Annotated in this window: 19 protein-coding genes; 11 read left to right on the top strand and 8 right to left on the bottom strand. The window is 70.1% G+C overall.

What is annotated here, in order from left to right; genetic code table 11:
• Nucleotides 1–100 precede the first annotated feature (100 nt).
• Both AC2YG9_RS09590 and AC2YG9_RS09585 read right to left on the bottom strand, forming a co-directional pair.
• Complete coding sequence (locus AC2YG9_RS09590; RefSeq protein ID WP_487297737.1) at nt 101–1027, bottom strand: hypothetical protein; 927 nt, start codon at nt 1025–1027, stop codon at nt 101–103.
• Nucleotides 997–1926, bottom strand: a complete 930-nt coding sequence (locus AC2YG9_RS09585; protein WP_487297736.1) for a tetratricopeptide repeat protein — start codon at nt 1924–1926, stop codon at nt 997–999. The genes AC2YG9_RS09590 and AC2YG9_RS09585 overlap by 31 nt, the downstream gene beginning before the upstream one ends.
• 123 nt (nt 1927–2049) lie before the next feature.
• Between AC2YG9_RS09585 and msrA the strand changes: the two genes are divergently transcribed.
• Both msrA and AC2YG9_RS09575 read left to right on the top strand, forming a co-directional pair.
• A complete protein-coding gene (gene msrA / locus AC2YG9_RS09580; protein ID WP_487297735.1) occupies nt 2050–2703 on the top strand; it encodes a peptide-methionine (S)-S-oxide reductase MsrA in 654 nt (217 codons plus the stop codon).
• Entirely contained in the window at nt 2700–3044 is a 345-nt protein-coding gene (locus AC2YG9_RS09575) for an MmcQ/YjbR family DNA-binding protein (protein ID WP_487297734.1), read from the top strand. The genes msrA and AC2YG9_RS09575 overlap by 4 nt, the downstream gene beginning before the upstream one ends.
• Here AC2YG9_RS09575 and AC2YG9_RS09570 read toward each other — a convergent pair.
• From AC2YG9_RS09570 to AC2YG9_RS09555, 4 genes are all read right to left on the bottom strand, one after another.
• Nucleotides 3041–3307, bottom strand: coding sequence for a hypothetical protein (locus AC2YG9_RS09570; RefSeq protein ID WP_487297733.1), 267 nt, complete (start codon nt 3305–3307; stop codon nt 3041–3043). The genes AC2YG9_RS09575 and AC2YG9_RS09570 overlap by 4 nt on opposite strands.
• 132 nt (nt 3308–3439) lie before the next feature.
• Nucleotides 3440–4159: a DUF599 domain-containing protein gene (locus AC2YG9_RS09565; RefSeq protein WP_487297732.1), complete on the bottom strand. Its 720-nt coding sequence runs from the start codon at nt 4157–4159 to the stop codon at nt 3440–3442.
• A complete protein-coding gene (locus AC2YG9_RS09560; RefSeq protein WP_487297731.1) occupies nt 4159–5625 on the bottom strand; it encodes an MFS transporter in 1467 nt (488 codons plus the stop codon). The genes AC2YG9_RS09565 and AC2YG9_RS09560 overlap by 1 nt, the downstream gene beginning before the upstream one ends.
• A 129-nt stretch (nt 5626–5754) precedes the next feature.
• Nucleotides 5755–6408, bottom strand: a complete 654-nt coding sequence (locus AC2YG9_RS09555) for a hypothetical protein (RefSeq protein ID WP_487297730.1) — start codon at nt 6406–6408, stop codon at nt 5755–5757.
• A 201-nt stretch (nt 6409–6609) separates the two neighbouring features.
• Here AC2YG9_RS09555 and ptsP point away from each other — a divergent pair, with 201 nt between their 5' ends.
• Together ptsP and AC2YG9_RS09545 are read left to right on the top strand one after the other, a co-directional pair.
• On the top strand, nt 6610–8874 hold the full coding sequence (gene ptsP / locus AC2YG9_RS09550; RefSeq protein ID WP_487297729.1) for a phosphoenolpyruvate--protein phosphotransferase: 2265 nt from the start codon (nt 6610–6612) through the stop codon (nt 8872–8874).
• Nucleotides 8875–9032: 158 nt separating this feature from the next.
• The gene (locus AC2YG9_RS09545) at nt 9033–10022 is read left to right on the top strand and encodes a RodZ domain-containing protein (protein ID WP_487297728.1); all 990 of its coding nucleotides are present in this window, start codon (nt 9033–9035) and stop codon (nt 10020–10022) included.
• A gap of 170 nt (nt 10023–10192) precedes the next feature.
• Here the strand turns inward: AC2YG9_RS09545 and ygfZ are convergent, their stop codons facing one another.
• Nucleotides 10193–10975: a CAF17-like 4Fe-4S cluster assembly/insertion protein YgfZ gene (gene ygfZ, locus AC2YG9_RS09540; RefSeq protein WP_487297727.1), complete on the bottom strand. Its 783-nt coding sequence runs from the start codon at nt 10973–10975 to the stop codon at nt 10193–10195.
• Nucleotides 10976–11043: 68 nt separating this feature from the next.
• On the opposite strand from ygfZ, the gene AC2YG9_RS09535 reads away from it, so the two are divergent.
• From AC2YG9_RS09535 to AC2YG9_RS09505, 7 genes are all read left to right on the top strand, one after another.
• Nucleotides 11044–12030 (top strand): glycosyltransferase family 9 protein, encoded by a 987-nt coding sequence (locus AC2YG9_RS09535; RefSeq protein ID WP_487297726.1) that lies wholly within the window; start codon nt 11044–11046, stop codon nt 12028–12030.
• A gap of 49 nt (nt 12031–12079) precedes the next feature.
• A complete protein-coding gene (locus tag AC2YG9_RS09530; protein ID WP_487297725.1) occupies nt 12080–13414 on the top strand; it encodes a dihydroorotase in 1335 nt (444 codons plus the stop codon).
• Between the two features lie 332 nt (nt 13415–13746).
• Nucleotides 13747–14097 carry a YciI family protein gene (locus AC2YG9_RS09525; RefSeq protein ID WP_487297724.1) on the top strand — a complete coding sequence of 117 codons (351 nt, stop codon included), beginning with the start codon at nt 13747–13749 and terminating at the stop codon, nt 14095–14097.
• On the top strand, nt 14097–15302 hold the full coding sequence (locus tag AC2YG9_RS09520) for an RNA polymerase sigma factor (protein ID WP_487297723.1): 1206 nt from the start codon (nt 14097–14099) through the stop codon (nt 15300–15302). Before AC2YG9_RS09525 ends, AC2YG9_RS09520 begins: the two co-directional genes overlap by 1 nt.
• A gap of 32 nt (nt 15303–15334) precedes the next feature.
• Complete coding sequence (locus AC2YG9_RS09515) at nt 15335–17116, top strand: feruloyl-CoA synthase (RefSeq protein WP_487297722.1); 1782 nt, start codon at nt 15335–15337, stop codon at nt 17114–17116.
• Between the two features lie 74 nt (nt 17117–17190).
• A complete protein-coding gene (locus AC2YG9_RS09510) occupies nt 17191–18051 on the top strand; it encodes an alpha/beta hydrolase (RefSeq protein WP_487297721.1) in 861 nt (286 codons plus the stop codon).
• Between the two features lie 71 nt (nt 18052–18122).
• Nucleotides 18123–18818: a VIT1/CCC1 transporter family protein gene (locus tag AC2YG9_RS09505; RefSeq protein ID WP_487297720.1), complete on the top strand. Its 696-nt coding sequence runs from the start codon at nt 18123–18125 to the stop codon at nt 18816–18818.
• Here the strand turns inward: AC2YG9_RS09505 and AC2YG9_RS09500 are convergent.
• Nucleotides 18815–19471 (bottom strand): lysoplasmalogenase family protein, encoded by a 657-nt coding sequence (locus tag AC2YG9_RS09500; RefSeq protein WP_487297719.1) that lies wholly within the window; start codon nt 19469–19471, stop codon nt 18815–18817. The two genes, AC2YG9_RS09505 and AC2YG9_RS09500, sit on opposite strands and share 4 nt — an antisense overlap.
• Nucleotides 19472–19718: the final 247 nt, after the last annotated feature.

The following is a 19718-nucleotide window of genomic DNA, read 5'->3' as shown; positions in this document are numbered from 1 at the left end:
GCATGCCGTTGGCCTGCGGTTGCGCCGCTAGGGCCTGTCGGCCCCCGGCGCGGGAAGGCGCGCAATATACTCAGGGGCGCCCCCGTAGCAAGCGCGGTCTTCAAGGGGCGCGCCGCGCCAGTCTGGCGGGGTTGAAAAGCGAGCCTTCGGCCTCGCGCTCAAGGGTGTCGGCCAGATCGCCGGGACGCCAGGCGGCGAGTCGGGCGGCTGCGTCCCGTTCCCGCCCGCGGACGGCCCGGGCGGCATCGGCGAGGGCGGCGTCGGCCCGGCGTAGGGCGGCGCGGCTGGCCTCCAGCCCGGCGTAGCGTTCGTCGATCCTGCCAAGCCCGGCCCGGGCGGCCCCGATCATGGTCAGGGCGGTGGCGGCGTCGCCCCCGGCCAACGCGTCCCGGGCGGCGGCGACGGCGCGGTCGGTGTCCTCGAGCAGGGCCCGGGCCGTACGGGCCTGTCCGCCGGCCGGGCAGGCGGCCGGGTCAAGGGCGCGGACATAGGCCGACAGGCCCTCCAGCACAGCGGAGCTGGGCGGCGGGCCGTCAAACTCCTCGGTGACCAGGCCTTCGATGAAGCGCGGCAGGTCGCGGCGGGCCGGGTCCTGCGACACCTTCAGCCCTGCCTTGGGGCCGGAGAGGTCGGGGATGATCACCGGGTCGTCGACGCCGTTGCCGCGATGGCTGCTGAAGCGGGAGGTGGTGACATCGGCCGTGCCCGGCGGGCCGGAAACGCCCGGGAACTGGAACAGCCGGTTGTCGCGCCCGTCGCGATGGCAGCTGTCGCAGCTGAGGCCCGCCCGCGCCGCCGCTCCGCCGAGCACCAGCGGGCTGCGGAAGGCGGCGCGGCCGACCTCGACGCTGTGGCGGGCTTCAGGATCGGCGGGGAGGGTCAGGCATTCGCCGGGCCCCTCGACCAGCGCCCGGTCACGGTCCGGTCCCGTCGCCAGCCAGCGCATCTCGGCCAGCAGCGGCGGGGCGGCGGCCGCAAGCAGGACCGTGGCGACGGCTAGGAGGGCTGGCCGCCGGCCGAAATCCATCGCCTCAGTTCCTCCGCTTCCGGACAGCCGAAGTCGCAGGCCGCATCGAGCCGGGCCAGCAACCCCTCCGCCCCGGCCCGATCCCCGCGCACCACCTTCAGCTCGCCATAGTATTCCAGCGCCCCCCGGTGGGCCGGGGCGATGGCCAGGGCCTGCTGGTAATAGCTTTCGGCGATGTCGTACTGGCCCATGCGCCGCTGCACATAGCCCTGGTAAGTCAGCACATCCGGATGCGGCCCGAACACCAGCCGGGCCCGCGACAGCTCACCCCAGGCCTCGGCCCAGCGCTTCTCGTTGATCAGCCCGGTGGCGTTGGCGTAGGCCAGATCGCCCTCGGCGGCCCCCGGAATCGTCAGGAAGGACTGCGGGGCCGGCGCGGGAGCGGCCGCCGGCGGGGCGAGGGCCGCCTCGATGGCCGCGATGCTGGATTTCAGCAGGGCCGCGTCGGCGCAGGCGCCGGCGCAGGTCGCCGCCCGCGCCTTCAGGCCAGCCAGTTCCTCATTGGCCTTGTCGGTCTCGCCCAGCCTGGCCTGGGTGACCGCGAGCTCGCGCCGGGTGGCGATGTCGTCGGGCTTCAGTTTGGCCGCCTTCTCGTAAGCCTTGCGCCCGCCCTTGAGGTCGCCGCCCTGAGCCTTGGAATAGCCGAGCAGGAACCAACCCTCGGGCAGCTTGGGCGCCGCCTCGGTGACCCGGCTGAAGGCCCGCTGGGCGTCCTTCCACTTGCTGGCCTTGAGGGCCTCGACACCCTTCTGGTATTCGGCGGCCGGATCGAACATCGGGCCGGACGCGCTTGGCGCGCCGCCGCCGCCGCCCCCTCCGCCGCCGGCGGCGAGCAGGGGCGAGGTCGGGACCGAGATCAGGGCAAGGGCCGTCAGCGCGGCCAGTACGGGACGGGACATGGCATCCTCCCAGGAGCTGCTTGAGCCACACCACTGTTACACCGAAGCGGGGCCTTCGCCAGCCTCTGTGGTGAAACCGGCCACGAGTCCCTATCTTGTCGCCAACAGCTTCGGAGCCCCGCCATGTTCTTCAAGAAGACCGCCGAATTGCCGACCGCCGACACCGCCCTGCCCGGCCGGGGCCAGCCGATCCTCGGCGAGCATGAGCGTCACTTCGTCAATGGCGCCCCCCTGCACGGCCCCTGGCCGGAAGGCCTGGAGACGGCGGTGTTCGCCATGGGCTGCTTCTGGGGCGTCGAGCGCATCTTCTGGCAGATCCCCGGCGTCTATTCGACGGCGGTCGGCTATGTGAACGGCTTCACCCCCAACGCAACCTATGAAGAGGTCTGCTCGGGCCGCACCGGCCACACCGAGGCGGTGCTGGTGGTCTACGACCCCAAGGTCGTCTCTTACGGCGACCTCCTGAAGGCCTTCTGGGAAAACCACGACCCGACCCAGGGCATGCGCCAGGGCGGGGACATCGGCACCCAGTACCGCTCGGGCATCTATCCGCTGAACGACGCCCAGGCCTCCGCCGCCGTCGCCTCGAAGGCTGCGTTCCAGCAGGCCCTGTCCGACAAGGGATACGGCGAGATCACCACGGAGATCGCCGAGGCGGGCCCCTTCTACTACGCCGAGGACTACCACCAGCAGTACCTGGCCAAGAACCCGGGCGGCTACTGCGGCATCGGCGGGACGGGCGTGACATGCCCGATCGGCGTCGGGGTGGAAGCGTGAGCCCAGAGGAGTTCGACAAGGCCGCCCGCGCCCTCCCGGGCGTGACCATGGACGTGCTGTGGGGCGACCATCAGGTCTACAAGGTCGGCGGCAAGATGTTCTGCATCTATGGCCCTGACACCGGCAGCTTCTCCTTCAAGGCCAGCGACATCGCCTTCGAGGCGCTGACCGAGACCGGCCGCGCCATCCCCGCCCCCTACATGCAGCGCGCCAAATGGGTGCAGTTCGCCTCGCTGAAGGCCGAGGACGCGGCGGAGGTGGCCGACTGGCAGACCTCGGCCCACGGCATCATCGCCGAGAAGCTGACCAGGAAGGCCCGTAAGGAACTGGGGATCGACTAGTCCACGCAGAGGGCCGGGCCGTCGGCCTTGCCGTTGTCGACCTCGGCATAGCAGCCGAAGCGATGGTTCTCCGCCTGGCATCGCGCCGGTCCCAGACCATTGCCTTCGGCCGGCGCCAGGCAGAGGCCCTCGCAGTCCTTCCGATCACGACAGGGTTTGCCGGCGTCCTTGTAGCGAATGACGCAGGTCTCCATGCCCATCATGCCGCGACCCTCGACCGTGCCGCCCCGGTCGAGGCAGGCCTGCCGTTGGGCGGGCGGCATGGCCTTTTCTTCCGGTCCGCCGGCGGCGGCGACGGCGGCGACGGCGTCGATGGCCGGTTCCGGTGTCGCCGGCCCACAGGCCGAGGCGACGAGAACAATGGCCAGCAGGGCGAGGATTGACCGTGTCAGGGACTACTCCGTCCCGCTCTCGTCCAGCGCCTTGCGCAGCTCCTGCACCGCCCTGGCCGTCGGGCTGCCGGTCTGGCGCCAGGCCAGCAGCAGGACGGCGCCCAGGGTGGCGATGGCGAAAGCCGCCGGGCCGAACATCCAGGCCGCCGCGGCCAGCGCGAAGTAGTAACCCCGCACCCCGGTGTTGAAGGCGCTGAGCGCTCCGTTCAGCACCCTCGCGCCGGCCTGGCCGATGGCGTCGACGATCTTGGGATCGGGGGCGGGCTGGCCCTCGATCGTGTCCGGCGCCGCGCCGAAAATGGTCAGGGTGTAGTTCATCTGGCGGATCGCCCAGATGAAGTCGAGCAGCCCCCGCGCCAGGGTGATCAGGATCAGCGCCAGCTGCGTCTCGAACAGCAGCCGGCCCTGGGTCTTGATCAGGGCCAGCGACGAGAGCGAGCGGAAGCTGTCCTCGCCGCCCAGCAGCACACCCGACACAGCCGCGATCAGCAGCAGGCTGGAGCTGGCGAAGAAGCTGGCCGAGTTCAGCGCGTGGCCCAGCAACTGGCCGTCCATGAACCGCCCCTCGCGCCGGCTCATGGCCAGCATCCAGGCGACCCGCACCCGCGCCATGTCGCTGTTCAGCGAGCCCTCTGCCCCGCGCAGCCGGCGCAGCACCGGCTCGTAGAAGACCCAGCACAGTACATAGAAGCCGAGCGCGGCGAGGTCGGCCGGGGCGATCATCAGTCCTCCAGGATCTGGCTGTGCGTCTTGGTGTCCCGCAGCAGGATGCTGACCACCAGGCCCAGCACCATCACCATCGTGACATAGACATAGAAGCCGCTCTCGATCTTGGCCTGCTTGAAGGCGAGGGCCGCGTACTCGGCGCTGCCGCCGAATACGGCGTTGGCCACGGCGTAGGGCAGGGCGACGCCCAGGGCCCGCACATGGGTCGGATAGAGCTCGGCCTTCACCACCGCCGAGATCGAGCTGTAGCAGGACTGGAACAGCAAGGCGGCCAGCAGCAGCAGGAAGGCAGTGACCGGGCTGGTCGCCGTGGCGATGGCCGACAGGATCGGCCAGGTCAGCACCACCCCGCCGGCAAAGGCAGTGATCAGCATCGGCTTGCGGCCGAACTTGTCCGACAGCCAGCCGAACAGGGGCTGGGCCAGCATGAACAGGAACAGCGCCGAGACGCTGATCAGGGTCGCGGTGTCCTTGGTGAACCCGGTCGTGTTGACCAGGAACTTCTGCATGTAGCTGGTGTAGACGTAGTAGCCGAGCGACCCGGCGGCGGTCAGGCCCATGACCGCCAGCGTCTGTCGCGGATGGGCCTTGATCGTCGGCCAGATCAGCGAGGCCAGCAGGGCGAAGAACAGGACCACCGCGGCGATCTGGGCCGGGCCCTGGATGGCCTTGACGGTAAAGGCCAGGATGGCGGCGACCACCACCCCGCCCAGCATGCCGGACACCCACCAGATCTGGGCCGGCGGCACCTTGACCTGTTCGGTCTTGGCCTTGAACGACTGGCTCTCTTCCAGCCGGCTGCGGATCCAGAACACCACCACGGCCAGGGCCGCGCCGATGAAGAAGGGGATGCGCCAGCCCCAGTGGTCGAGGGCCTCGTCGCTCATCGTCTGCTGCAGCACCACCAGCACCAGCTGGGCCAGCAGGCTGCCGGCGATCAGGGTCACATACTGGAAGCTGGACCAGAAGCCGCGCCGCTGCTTGCCGGCCACCTCGCTCATGTAGGTGGCGCTGGCCCCGTACTCGCCGCCGACCGACAGGCCCTGCAGCAAACGCGCGCCTAGCAGGATGACGGGGGCCAGACCCCCGACCACGGCATAGGTCGGCGCCACCGCGATGATCAGGCTGCCGGCGCACATCAGTGACACCGACAGGGTCAGCGCCGCCCGCCGTCCGGCCCGGTCGGCGTAGAGGCCCATCAGCCAGGCTCCCAGCGGCCTTGCCAGGAACCCGACCAGCGACACCGCCGCCGCCTTCAGGAGCTGGGCGGTCTGGTCGCCCTCGGGGAAGAACTGTTTGGCGAAGTAGAGGCTGAGGAACAGGTAGGCCGACCAGTCGTACCATTCGACCAGATTGCCGGCCGATCCGCCGAGGATGGCGCGCAGGCGCTGGCCGGCGGTCATGCCGGGCGCGGAGGCCTCCGGCGGCAGCGGACCTTCGGCCCCGGTCTCGGTAACGCTCATGCCCGCACCCCCTGGAGTCTTGGCCCCTCGATTTGAGGCGAGGTTAGGCGACTGATTCCGGAAAGGGGAGGGCGAAACGAAAAACGCCGGCCCTGAAGGCCGGCGCTTCGCAGCTCAAAGGCAGAGCAACTAGTTCAGAACCCAGCCGCGGGCCGGCAGGACGAAGGCGTCCTCGTCGTCGGTCACCAGGCCGAGCAGTTCGTTCAGGCTCGGACGCAGCACGCTCGGCAGCAGGCTGTCGCCGACCGCGAACGGGGTGTCGATGATCAGGAACGACAGCGACTGATAGGCCCGGCCGCCGATCATCAGCGGCTCGTCGGCGTCATAGCCGCTGGTCGGCGTCAGGATGGCGCTCGGGTCTTCGACATTCGAGAAGGCCGGGATCGGCGGGATGGCCAGATCCAGGTCGAGGACGCTCAGGTCGCCGTCGCCACCGTCGGAGCCCGAAATCAGGACCAGCGGCTCAACGGTCTTGCTGTGGCTGGGCAGGGCCTGGCCGTCGGGGCCATCATCGTCATTGGCGGGGACGACAGGATCTTCCGCCTGATCCCCGGTGTCGGCCTGGTCGACCACGTCGTGGGTGATGATTTCGGCCAGCTCGGTCTGGGCGAATTCCAGCGGCTGGATGTGCTGCAGGCCGTATTCACCGGCCGAGAAGTCGTCGATGTAGAGGGCGCCCGGCACCCGTCCGGTGATCACGATCTCGCCGATGTCGTAGCCGAAAACGCTGTCGCCGAACCCGTTCCCCCGGAAGTCCAGCATGCTGTCGTCGTTGAAAATCATAACCGTCAGTCCCCAACCATCGCCCACAATCCCGGACGATCAGCGTTATTGCTAGCACGCAGAGGGCAAAACGCCAGCCCTTGCACCGCAAGGCGGTACGGATTCTGTGCAGAACCGTGGCCCATGCGGCACAAACCGGATTGGTCACCGTTCCCTCACGGAATTCTGCTACTAAGTAGGGGACAGGGAGAGACAACGACCATGGGCCCAACCGGCCTTGCAGTGAGGGGATCGCGCGGCCTGCTGCGGCAGATCCGTGAGGCCATGGCCGGGCAGATTCCGGCCCAGGCCAAACTCGACATGGTCGTGCGCATCATCGCCCGCTCGATGGTCGCCGAGGTCTGCTCCCTCTACCTGCGCCGCAGCCACGGCGACCTGGAACTGTTCGCCACCGAGGGCCTGGCCCGCGAGGCCGTTCACGTCACCCGGCTGAAGGCCGGCGAGGGCCTCGTCGGCGAGATCGTCCGCCTCGGCCGCCCGCTGAACCTTTCCGACGCCCCCAACCACCCGGCCTTCGCCTATCGCCCGGAGACGGGCGAAGACCCCTACCACGCCTTCCTGGGCGTGCCGCTGCTGCGCGGCGGGCGGGGTATCGGGGTGCTGGTCGTCCAGAACGCCACCACCCGCAACTACAGCGAGGAAGAGGTCGAGGACCTCCAGATCATCGCCATGGTGCTGGCCGAACTGGTCGGCTCGGGCGACATCCTCGGCGAGGCCGAGCTCAAGGACGTCGAGATCGCGCCGCACAAGCCCGAAAGGGTCAAGGGCGCCAAGTTCGCCGACGGCCTGGCCTATGGCGTTGCGGTGCTGCACGAGGCCCCGGTCGCCGTCGGCCATCTGCTCAGCGACGATCCGGTGGCCGAAGAGGCGCGGCTGAAAGAGGCGGTCAGCGGCCTGCAGGCCCAGATCGACCAGATGCTGGACGGCAAGGACGGCCTGATCGGCGCCTCCTACGAGGTCCTCGACACCTACCGCATGTTCGCCCACGACCGCGGCTGGAACCGGTCTCTGGAAGAAGCCGTGCGATCCGGCCTCACCGCCGAGGCCGCCGTCGAACGCGTCCGCTCCGAACACCGCGCCCGCCTGGGCAAGGCCAAGGACCCCTACCTGCGCGAACGCCTCCACGACCTGGAGGACCTCAACGACCGGCTGCTGCGCCACCTCTCCGGCGAAGGCGCCGTGGCCCGCGAGCTGCCCGACAACGCCATCCTCATCGCCCGGAACCTCGGCCCCGCCGACCTCCTGGAATACGACCGCACCAAGCTGAAGGGCATCCTGCTGGAGGAAGGCTCGACGGCCAGCCACGCGGCCATCGTCGCCCGGGCCCTCGACATTCCCTGCGTCGGCCGCCTGCCCGGCCTGCGCGACCGCTTGAGCCAGGGCGACCCGGTCATCGTCGACGCCGAGAGCGGCGAGGCCTTCCTGCGGCCGCGTCCCGACGTCATCAAGGCGATGAACGCCCGGCTGGAGGTCCGCACCCAGCGCAAGGCCGAGTTCGCCAAGCTGCGCGACACCCCGGCCTTCACCCGCGACGGGTCCAAGATCACCCTGCTGATGAACGCCGGCCTCGCCGTCGACCTCGACATCCTCGGCGAGACCGGGGCCGAGGGCATCGGCCTGTTCCGCACCGAGTTCCAGTTCATGGTCGCCGAGGAGCTGCCGCGCCTCGAGGCCCAGACCGCCCTCTACAGCAAGGTGTTCGACGCCGCCGCCGGCATGCCGGTCACCTTCCGCACCCTGGACCTCGGCGGCGACAAGCTGCTGCCCTATATGGAGGCCGAGCGCGAAGAGAACCCGGCCCTCGGCTGGCGGGCCATCCGCATGGGGCTGGACCGTCCGGCCCTGCTGAAGATGCAGGTCCGCGCCCTGATCTGGGCCGCCAAGGGCCGGCCGCTGCGGATCATGTTCCCCCTGGTCGCCAACGTCGACGAGTTCCGCGCCGGCCGCGCCATGGTCGAGGCCGAGATCGCCTGGGCCCTGCGCCGGGGCCGCCCCGCCCCCAGCCGCCTCGACGTCGGGGCGATGATCGAGGCCCCGTCGCTGATCTGGCACCTGGACGCCCTGTTGCCGATGACCGACTTCGTCAGCGTCGGCACCAACGACCTGATGCAGTACCTGTTCGCCGCCGACCGGGGGAACCCGCGCGTCGCCGACCGCTACGACCCGCTGTCGCCGCCGGCCCTGCGCGCGTTGAAGATGATCCAGTCGGCCTGTGCCGAAACGGGAACCCCTGTCTCGGTCTGTGGCGAAATGGCGGGCCGGCCGCTGGAGGCCTTCGCCCTGACGGCCCTCGGCTTCGATCGCCTGTCGATGCCGCCGGCCGGCATCGGGCCCGTCAAACAGATGGTTTTGTCCTGTGATCGCGAGGCCGCTTCACGCGGCGTCAACACCCTGATCAAGAGCGCCGCCGGGTCCATCCGGGGCGAGATCGAGACCCTGGCCCGGAAATTGTATGTCGCGGTGTGACCATTAACCTCACGGGGGGTTACCGCATTGAAATCCGGGCCTTTTCTTGTTATCCACAAAGGATCGTTAACGCTTCTCGCGGTAGGAGAAGCGAACGGCGGGACTCTCGCCTCATGCGCGAGCTTCGCTGTTTGCGTTGAGTGGGGGCTTTCCTAGTCATGGCGCTGGATACCGGCGGGGTTACGTCTTTGTATCGCACGGGTGAGTACGATCCTTCGGCTGAGGTTACGCGCAACGATGCGCCGACCCTGCAGGACGGCTACGACATCGGCGCGGCCCTGAAAGCCATCCGTCAGTTCCACGGCGTGACGCTGCAGGACCTGGCCGACGCCACCCGCATCCGCCAGACCTATCTCGAGGCGCTCGAGGCCATGCGGCTCGACGAGCTGCCCTCGCGCCCGTTCGCCGTCGGCTATGTGAAGGCCTACGCCCGCCACCTCGGCCTCGACGCCGACGAGGCGGTTGAACGCTTCCGCAACGACCACCCCGAGCATGACGAGGGCCTGCGGGCGCCGGTCGGCGTGCGCAAGGAACGCGATCCTCGCCTGGCCCTGGTGCTCATCGCCGGCCTCCTGATCGGCGCCTCGATCCTGTTGTGGAATGTCGCCCAGCGCGCCATCGCCGAAAAGGCCCCGAGCAAGGCCGTTGTCGCCGAGGCTCCGGGCGTCGGCGCGCCCACTGACATCGGCGGCCCCATCCAGGTCGGCGGGGCCATCCCGCCGCCGGTGGAATCGACCACCCCCGACGCCTACGTCACCCCCGGCATGGCCAACAACGGCGACGGCAGCGAGACCGCCGCCAAGGCCGCTGAAGCCCCGGTGATGTCGCTGCCGGTCGGCGCGGCCTTCAAGCCGGAAGGCGCCATCTACGGCGCTCCGGCCGGGGCGACCGTTGTCATCAAGGCCCGCCGCAACGGGACGTTCGAGGTCAAGGGCGCCGACGGCTCCAACTACTTCACCCGCGTCCTGCAACAGGGCGAGGCCTACCGCGTCCCGGCGCTCAAGGGCCTGACGGTCACGGTCAGCGACCCCGGCCTGTTCCAGGTCTTCGTCGCTGGCCGCTACACCGGCCCGCTGCCGGGCCTGGTGACGCAGACCGGCTCGCTGGCGGCGCCGGCTCCGGCGCCGGCGGCTCCGGCGGCGCAGTAACCCTCCCTCCCCGAATGGGGAGGGCAGACGCGCGGTTACGCGCGTCGGGTGGGGAAGTGGGATCCTGACTTCAACGACGATGCACTGAGACGCCTAACTGGCGGGGCCGGTGGCTCACCGCCCCACCCGGCGCGCAACGCGCGCCTGCCCTCCCCATTCGGGGAGGGAGGTTAGAGCCCGAGCCACTCCGGCTTTTCGACGGATACCGGCCGACCCTCGACCGTCAACGCCCCGTCGATCCGGTCCAGCCGCATCAACCCCAGCGCCAGCCCATCTACCCCCGAGGCCGTCACACCGGCGCGAAGTTCGCCATTCAACACCTCGGCCCCCGCCGCCACCGCCGGCCCCTCGACCCGCAACGGCAACATCCGGCTCTTCACGACCCCGCGCCGCTTCATCCGGCTGGTTGTTTCCTGGCCGACAAAGCAGCCCTTCTTGAAGTCGATGGCGTTCAGCAGATCGAGGTTGGCCTCGATCGGATAGGTGGCGTCCTCACCGAAGTCGGCCATGTCCGGCACGGCCAGCGCCATCCGGTGCGCGTCCCACGCCTCGCGCCGGGCCGTGTCCTCGACCGCCAGCCCGTAGCCACGCCATCCCAGCGCCGCCAATCTCGGATCAACGATCCAGCCCGCCCCCGGCCCCTCGCCGAACGCGACAAACACTCCGGCCTCGTCCGCCGCGATCACGACCTTTGACCGCAGCCGGTACATCGTCAGCCGCCGGATCAGATCCTCGCGCCGGTCCGCCGCCACATCCAGCAGCACCCCGTCGGCCTCGCCCAGAATGAACAGATCGACCAGCAGCCGCCCCTGCGGCGTCAACAACGCCCCATAGCGCAACTCGCCCACCCCAATCGTGTCGACGTCCTGCGTCAGCAGCCCCTGCAGGAACCCGCGCCAGTCCTCGCCGGACACCCGGACCAGCGCCCGGTCGGTCAGCCTCAATCGCGACATCGTCATGCGTCCATAAGTGGCGCGCCCAACAATGGAGCGCCAGAGGCAACACGGCTACACTCCCGCAAATGGCCTCAACGCCCTTCCCGATTCTCTTCATTGGCCCCGGCCGCATCGGCGACGCCGTGCTCAGCACCGGCCTGATCCACAAGCTCGCCCGCGAAGTCCCCGGCGCCCGCTTCACCATCGCCGTCGGCCCCGCCGCCGCGCCCCTGTTCGCCGATCTGCCCGGCCTCGACCGGATCATCGTCATGGAGAAGCAGAAGGGCAGCGGCCACTGGTTCAAGCTGTGGAACCAGGTGCGCCACACCGCCTGGGGCCTGGTCATCGACATGCGCGGCTCGGCCGTCTCCACCTTCCTGCGCCGCAAGCGCCGGGCGGTGCACAAGAAGAGCTTCGGCGAACCGGTCCACAAGGTGATCGAAGCCGCCCGTCTGCTGCAGATCGACGGCGAGCCGCCGGCCCCTCACCTCCATGTCTCCGACGAGCGCCAGGCCGCCGCCGACGCCCTGCTGGCCGGCGGCAGGGAGCCGATCCTCGCCATGGGCCCCGCCGCCAACTGGTTCGGCAAGACCTGGCCCATCGACCGCTTCGCCCAGGTCGCCAAGCGCCTGATCGCGCCCCAAAGCGCAGGAGGGGCCGGCCCGATGGCCGGCGGCCGCCTGGTCATCCTCGGCGGGCCGGAGGACGTGCGCTACGTCGACGAGCTGCGCCGCTCCCTGCCCAGGGACCAGTGCCTAGACCTCACCGGCCAGCTCGGCCTGCTCGACGTCTATGCCGTCCTCAATCGCGCCCGCCTGTTCATCGGCAACGATTCGGGGCTGATGCACCTGGCCGCCGCCGCCGGCTGCCCGACCGTCGGCCTGTTCGGCCCCTCCGACGACCGCCTCTACGCCCCCTGGGGGCCTCAGAGCCGCGTTGTCCGAGGCCCCCGCACCTTCGAGCAGTTCAAGAAGGTCGACCCCGGCCTCAACCAGACCATCGGCCACATGCTGGACCTCAAGGTCGAGCCGGTCGTCGAGGCGGCCACGGAATTGTTGGCCGCTACGGCTTGATCCCGGCGGCCCCCGGCGGGACAAGAGCCCAGCCTTGCAGGAGCCGCTGATGACCCAGACCTACGACCTGATCGTTCGCGGCGGCGAAGTGGTGAACCATTCCGGCCGGGGCTTCGCCGACATCGGCGTCCGGGCCGGCAAGATCGCCGCCATCGGCGACCTCTCCCAGGCCAGCGCCGGCGAGATCTTCGACGCCACCGGCCTCACCGTCCTGCCGGGCGTCATCGACAGCCAGGTCCACTTCCGTGAACCCGGCCTCGAATGGAAGGAAGATCTCCAGACCGGCGGCCGCTGCGCCGTGCTCGGCGGCGTCACCGCCGTCTTCGAGATGCCCAACACCGAGCCGACCACCACCGACCCGGACGCCCTGGCCGACAAGCTGGCCCGGGCCAGGAACCGCATGGACTGCGACCACGCCTTCTACATGGGCGGCACCCATGAGAACGCCGCCTTTCTCGGTGAACTCGAACGCCTCCCCGGCTGCTGCGGGGTGAAGGTGTTCATGGGCGCCAGCACCGGCACCCTGCTGGTCGCCGACGACGAGGGCGTCGAATCCGTCCTCAAGTCGATCAACCGCCGCGCCGCCTTCCACTCGGAAGACGAATACCGCCTGGCCGAGCGCCGCCCCCTGGCCCGCACCGGCGACTGGACCAGCCACCCGGAGGTCCGCGACGCCGAAAGCGCCATCCGCTCGACCGAACGCCTGGTCCGCCTGGCCCGCAAGGTCGGCCGCCGCATCCACGTCCTCCACGTCACCACCAAGGAAGAGGTCGCCTTCCTCGCCCACCACAAGGACGTGGCCAGCGTCGAATTCACCCCCCAGCACCTGACCCTGCACGCGCCGGAAGCCTACGAACGCCTCAAGGGTCTTGCGCAAATGAACCCCCCGATTAGAAGTTCGGACCACGTCGAAGGCCTGTGGGGCGGCATCGCCAGCGGCGTCGCCGACGTCCTCGGCTCCGACCACGCCCCCCACACCCTCGAGGAAAAGGCCCGGCCCTATCCGGCCTCGCCGTCGGGCATGCCCGGCGTCCAGACCCTCGTTCCCATCATGCTCAATCACGTCGCCCAGGGCCGCCTCAGCCTCGAACGCTTCGTCGACCTGACCAGTCACGGCCCCCAGCGCGTCTTCGGCATCGCCGGCAAGGGCCGCCTGGCCGAGGGCTATGACGCCGACATGACCATCGTCGACCTCAAGGCCAGACGGGTCCTCAAACACGCCGACATGGCCACCCGCAGCGCCTGGACCCCCTTCGACGGTATGGAGGTCACCGGCTGGCCGATGGCCACCATCATCCGCGGCCGCGTCGTCATGCGCGACGACGAGGTCGTCGCCCCGGCCCTCGGCGAACCGGTCCGCTTCCAGGAAACCCTCGGAGCCTGAATATGAATATGTCTAGACATATTCATCGAGGTTCAGTCGCCCGAAACGAGATTCCGCGCTACCGGCGCTCTCGACGCGGCGGAACAGGGTGGTTCCGGATGGTCGCCCGGTAGGTCCCGAAGAGGTCGAAAACGCGTGTGCGGGCGGCTGGATGCAGGGCTATGGTGGTCAATACACCGTTGAAAACAAACAATAAAAATCTCGCCTGGGGTCGTGTCCGTGGTATAATCGCTTCGATCGTCACCCGCCTGTCGAATCCACCCCGCACCACCCGTCTATGCTATCAGACGCGGGCGCTGCGCCCGGTCGCAGCCAAACGGGGACTCTGACCCATGCAGTACATGATCCTGATCTACGAACCCGAAGCCCACTACGCGACGGCCAGTGAAGCCCTCCTCAGCGAGATCGTCGGCAAGCACATGGCCCTCTCGCAGGAGCTGCGCGAAAAGGGCCTGCTGGTGTCCGGCGATGGCCTGCAGGGCACCGACACCGCCACCACCGTCGCCACCGGCCCCGGCGGCGTCCAGACCGTGCATGACGGCCCCTTCGCCGAGACTCGCGAACAGCTCGGCGGCTACTATCTGATCGACGTCCCCGATCTCGACGCCGCCCTCGCCATCGCCAAACGCATGCCCGTGGTCGAAGGCGGCAAGGTCGAGATCCGACCCATCATGATCTACTGATGGAGGGACGGCTGATCGAGGCCGCGCGGGGGCGTGTCGTGGCCGCCCTGGCCGCCCGCTTCCGCGACCTCGATCTGGCCGAAGAGGCCTTCGCCGAAGCCGCCGCCAGCGCCGTCGAGGCCTGGCGGCGCGACTTCCCCGATGATCCGCCCGCCTGGCTGTGGCGCACCGCCTACCGCAAGGGGCTCGACGCCATCCGCCGGTCGGCGACCCGCAAGAAGGCGCTGCACGACGCCCCGCCGCCGCAGCCGTCCCCCGAAGACGCCATGATCGCCGCCGACCAGCCGATCCCCGACGAGCGCCTGCGGCTGATCTTCGTCTGCTGCCACCCGGCGCTCGACCCGGCCGCCCGCGTCGCCCTGACCCTGAAGATCGTCCTCGGCCTCTCCACCGACCGGCTGGCCCGCGCCTTCCTGGTCGCGGAAGCCGCCATGCTTGCGCGTATCACCCGGGCCAAGAAGAAGATCGCCGCCGCCGGCGTTCCCTTCGAAATCCCCGGCCCGGACCAATGGCCCGAACGCCTCGACGCAATCTTGAGCACCCTCGAGGTCGCCTACGCCCAGGCCTACGAGGACGCCGCCCTGACCAGCGAGACGGCCGCCACCTTCGCCCCCGAAGTCCTGCGCCTCTCCGGCCTCCTCGCCGACCTGCTGCCCCAGGAGCCCGAGGTCCTGGCCCTGGCCGCCATGGTCCGCTTCGCCGAAGCCCGCCGCCCGGCCCGCCTCGACGAGACCGGCGCCATGGTCCCCCTCTCGCTGCAGGAACCCCACCTGTGGCGCGGCGACCGCATCGCCGAGGGGGCCCAGCTGCTCGACCGCGCCGCCGACCTCGCCCGTCCCGGCCCGCGCCAGATCCTCGCCGCCATCCACGGCGCTCACCTCTCCCGCCAGGAAACCGGCGTTACCCCCTGGGGCGACATCGCCCGCCTCTACGACGCCCTGGTCATGCTGCGTCCCGGCCCGGTCAGCGAGGTCAACCGCGCCGTCGCCTATGCTGAGGCCTACGACCCCGACGAGGGCCTGCGCGCTTTCAACCGCATCGCCCCGCAACCCGCCTGGCTGCCCTGGCAGGCGGCCCGCGCCTTCCTGCTCGACCAGACCGGCCAGCGGGCGGCGGCGGCTTCGGCCTACGACGCCGCCCTGGCCCTCGATCCTCCGCCGGCGGAACGCCTCTACCTCGAAAGCCAACGACAACGCCTCGGCTAGAGAAACCGCGCCCGGCATGCGATAGCGAAACCATGGACGGCAGCCAGACCCCCGCACCCTTCCGCGACGCCCGCTATGCTCCGCGCCGGCTCGATGTCGAGCGCCGCGGCGACGGCAGCATTGTTCTGACCAACCCCACCCCCTGGTCGGACCGCTTCCTGACCACGACCGCCCCGCTGGTTCACTGGGCCGCCGCCGCCCCCGACCGCGTCTGGCTGGCCGAGCGCGACGGCGAAGGCTGGCGCACGGTCACCTACGCGCAGGCCCACAGCCAGGTCGCCGCCCTCGCAGGCGCGCTCAAGGCGCTCGACCTCCCGCCCGCGCGCCCGATGCTGATCCTCGCCCGCAACGGCGTCGATCACGCCCTGATCTCCTACGCCGCCATGGGCCTGGGCATCCCGATCGCGCCGGTCTCGCCGCAGTACGGACTGAAGGGCGCCGATCTGGCCCGCCTCGAATACGCCTGCCAGGTGCTCCAGCCCGCCGTCGTCTATGCCGACGACGCCGACGCCTTCTCCGGCGCCCTGGCCGCGCCCTTCCTCGCAGGCCTGCCCGTCATCGCCAGCCGGAACCCCCGCTCCGGCGACATCCCCTTCGCCGAGGCCCTGCAAAGCCCGCCCGCCGCCTTCACCGCCACCCCCGACGATACGGCCAAGTATCTTCTGACCAGCGGCTCCACCGGCCGCCCCAAGGCGGTCATCGGCCTGCACCGCAACGTCTCGCTGAACGCCGCCCAGATCGCCGCCTGCTTCGACGACCCCGATCCGCCGGTCGTCGTCAACGCCGCCCCCTGGAGCCACAGCCTCGGCGCCAACGCCATCCTGCACATGGTCCTGCACCGCGGCGGGACCCTCTTCATCGACGCCGGCCAGCCTGTTCCCGGCCGCTTCGACGAGACCGTCCGGAACCTGAAGGAAGTCTCGCCGACCTACCACAACATGGTCCCGGCCGGCTGGGCGCTGTTCGCCACCGAGTTGGAGCGCGACGAGGAGCTGGCAAAAACCTTCTTCGCCCGCGTCCGCATCCTGCAGTACGGCGGCGCCTCGCTCGGCCAGTCGATCATCGACCGGGTCCAGGCCGTGGCGACCCGCGTCTGCGGCCAACGGATCACCTTCGCCACCGGCTATGGCTCCACCGAGACCGGCCCGACCGCCTGCAACATCCACTGGCTGAACGCCCGCTCGGGCATGTGCGGCCTGCCGGTGCCCGGCACCAGCGCCAAGCTGGCCCCCGTCGGCGAGAAGTTCGAACTGCGCATCCGCGGGCCGCAGGTCAGCCCCGGCTATCTCGGCGAGCCCGACCTCTCCGCCGCCGCCTTCGACGAGGACGGCTACTACAGGCTGGGCGACGCCGCCCGCCTGGCCGACGACGCCGACCCGGAAGCCGGCCTGGTCTTCGACGGCCGCCTGGTCGAGAACTTCAAGCTGGCCAGCGGCACCTTCGTCGCCGCCGGCGCCCTGCGCGTCGCCGCCGTCTCGGCCATCGGCGGCGCCGTGTCCGACGCCGTCGTCTGCGGGGAAGGGGAGGAGGGCGTCGGCCTGATGCTGTTCCTCGACCCGGCCTACAACGCCCGCCACACCCCGGACGAGACCCGCGCCGCCATCACCGCCGGCCTCTCCAGAATGAACGCCGCGGCCAAGGGCGGCGGCGGCCGCATCTGGCGCGCGGTCATCCTCGACGGCGCCCCCGACGCCGCCAGCGGCGAACTGACCGACAAGGGCTACATCAACCAGGCCCTGGCCCGTGGCCGTCGGCCGACCGAACTGGCCCGGCTGTTCGCGGCGGAGCCGGACGAGGGCGTGATCGTCCTCTAGCCGGCGGGCCCGCCCCCAATTCTGTCCGGTTTGACCGACTACCGCCCGCGCCGCCAAGGCCCTATCACCGGGTCATGAAGCGCCTTCTTCTCGCCCTCGCCCTGCTGCTCGGCCTCGCCGCGCCCGCCGCCGCCCAATCCTCTGGTTCGGCGCCCTTCGCCGGCCCCGGAACCCCCGTCGTCATCGGCCAGGGCTATGATCTGCCGACAAAGCACTACCCCAAGCCCCGCCGCATCAATGTCCAGCTGCCGCCCGGCTACGACGACGCGGAGAACAAGGACCGCCGCTACCCGGTCCTCTACCTGCTCGACGGCGGCGCCGGCTGGCAGGACTTCGCCCATATCGCCGGTATCGTGCAGCAGGGCGGGACCTGGGGCATCAACCAGCCGGTCATCCTGGTCGGCATCGAGAGCGGCGACCGCCGGGCCGAACTCACCCGGCCTTCGACCGACGCCGGTGAGCAGAAGGACTTTCCCACCCACGGCAAGGCCGGGATCTTCCGCCAGTTCCTGGTCGACGACCTCAAGCCCGCCATCGACGCCGCCTACCGCACCGACGGGACCGACGGCCTGATCGGCGAGTCCCTGGCCGCCCTGTTCGTGGTCGATGAATTCCTCAATCACGGCGGCGACTTCGATCGCTACATCGCCATCAGCCCCAGCCTCTGGTGGGGCCAGCAGGCCCTGGCCAAATCCGCCGATGCCAGGCTCGCCGCCCCGAACCAGCCGCCGCGCACCCTGTGGCTGTCCATCGCCGATGAGGGCGGGACGATGCAGTTGGGGGTCGATCTGGTGGTTGCGGCGCTGAAGGCCCACCCCAACCCGGCGGTGACCTGGACCTACGCCCCGTATCCGGCCGAAAAGCACAGCACCATCTACCACCCGGCCGCCACCCGGGCGATCCGCGAGGTCTTCCCGGCGCCGCCCGAGAAATAGACCTTGAGCGAGATCATGGCGCGCCGACGCCAGCCATGCTCTGAAGAGCCGCTGCTCATTCGGAACCCGCCATGGCCCGCCTTCACCGAGAGACCCACCGCATCGACCGCGTCGGCTGGCTGCGCGCCGCCGTGCTCGGGGCCAATGACGGCATCGTCTCCACGGCCAGCCTGATCGTCGGGGTCGCCGCCGCCTCGCAGGGCCGGGGGCCGATCTTGGTGGCCGGGGTGGCGGCGCTGGTCGCCGGCGCCATGTCGATGGCGGCGGGCGAGTATGTCTCGGTCAGTTCGCAGTCCGACACAGAACGGGCCGACCTCGCCAAGGAGCGGGGCGAACTGGAGACCCAGCCCGAGATGGAGCTGGAGGAACTGACCCAGATATACGTCAGCCGTGGCGTCGAGGCCGGCCTGGCCCGCCAGGTCGCCGTCCAGATGACCGCCAGGGACGCCCTCGGCGCCCACGCCCGCGACGAGCTGGGCATCTCCGACTTCACCACCGCCCGGCCGATCCAGGCCGCCCTGACCTCGGCCGCCACCTTTGCGGCGGGCGCGGCCCTGCCGCTGCTGCTGGCCGCCGTCACGCCGCTGAACCTGCTGGTCCCGGCGGTGTCGGTCGCCTCCCTGCTGTTCCTGGCCCTGCTGGGCGGGGTCGGCGCCCGGGCCGGCGGCGCGCCGATGCTCAAGCCAGTGCTGCGGGTGACCTTCTGGGGCGCCATCGCCATGGCCCTGACCGCCGGGGTGGGGGCGCTGTTCGGAGTGGCGGCCTAACGCCCGTCCTCGGCCAGCTTTCCGCTGACCCCCAGGCAGATCATCGTCTGGCCGCCGAAATAGAGGCCCCAGACCGCAAGGCCGACGGCAAGGCTCGGGGTGATCGGCCCCATGCGGGCGAAGATCAGCAGGTCGGACACGAGGAAGAAGATCGCCCCCAGACCCGTCCAATAGCGCGGAAACCGGCTGATCCAGGCGCAGGCCGCCATCACCGACAGCCCGGTCGCATAGAGGGCGATTCCCGGCGCCTGGGCCCGGTCCGAGGGCAGCAGGAATGCGATCGTCACCCCGGCCGGGACCAGCAGCAGGGCCAGGGCCAGCTGGCTGCGCGTCAGGGCAGGGCGGCGGTTGCGCAGGTAGAGGACGATGGCCACCAGGTGCCCGGCGAGAAAGGCCAGCGCCCCGACGATGAACGCGATGCCCAGCAGAATGTCGCCCAGCATCCCGAACGCCATGACGGCCGCGAGCAGCCAGCCGTCGAGACTACGCGCCCGCAAGGCCGCGAACACCGCCAGGAACCCGACCCCGGTCCCCTTCCAGGCCAGGTCCCAGCCGTCCGGCAGATCGAGCCCCCAGGCCAGGACGTAGCTGGTCCCACCGATCACGGCGGCCAGCAGCGCGAGCTTGGCGAGATTGTCTCTGGTCATCCCCATGCGGGAGGCATACCCCACAAGCTCTCCCCCCGCGAAGTGGGGGGAGGACAGATTTCGAGCCTTAGTGAGAAATCAGGAGGCGGGCCCCACCGGCGGCAGGGAGGTTCCTCCTGCAACGGACTTGCCCCCCTCCTGCTTTGTCGCTCACGCTCCAAAGCGGTCCTCCCCCCGCAAAGCGGGGGGAGAGCTGGGAACCGCACCTCGCCTGCCATTCCCTCAGGCCCGGGAATCCGGCATGACCCACCGT

Source organism: Caulobacter sp. SRI_014 (genome assembly GCF_057586315.1).
This window is presented reverse-complemented; position numbering and strand designations above follow the sequence as displayed.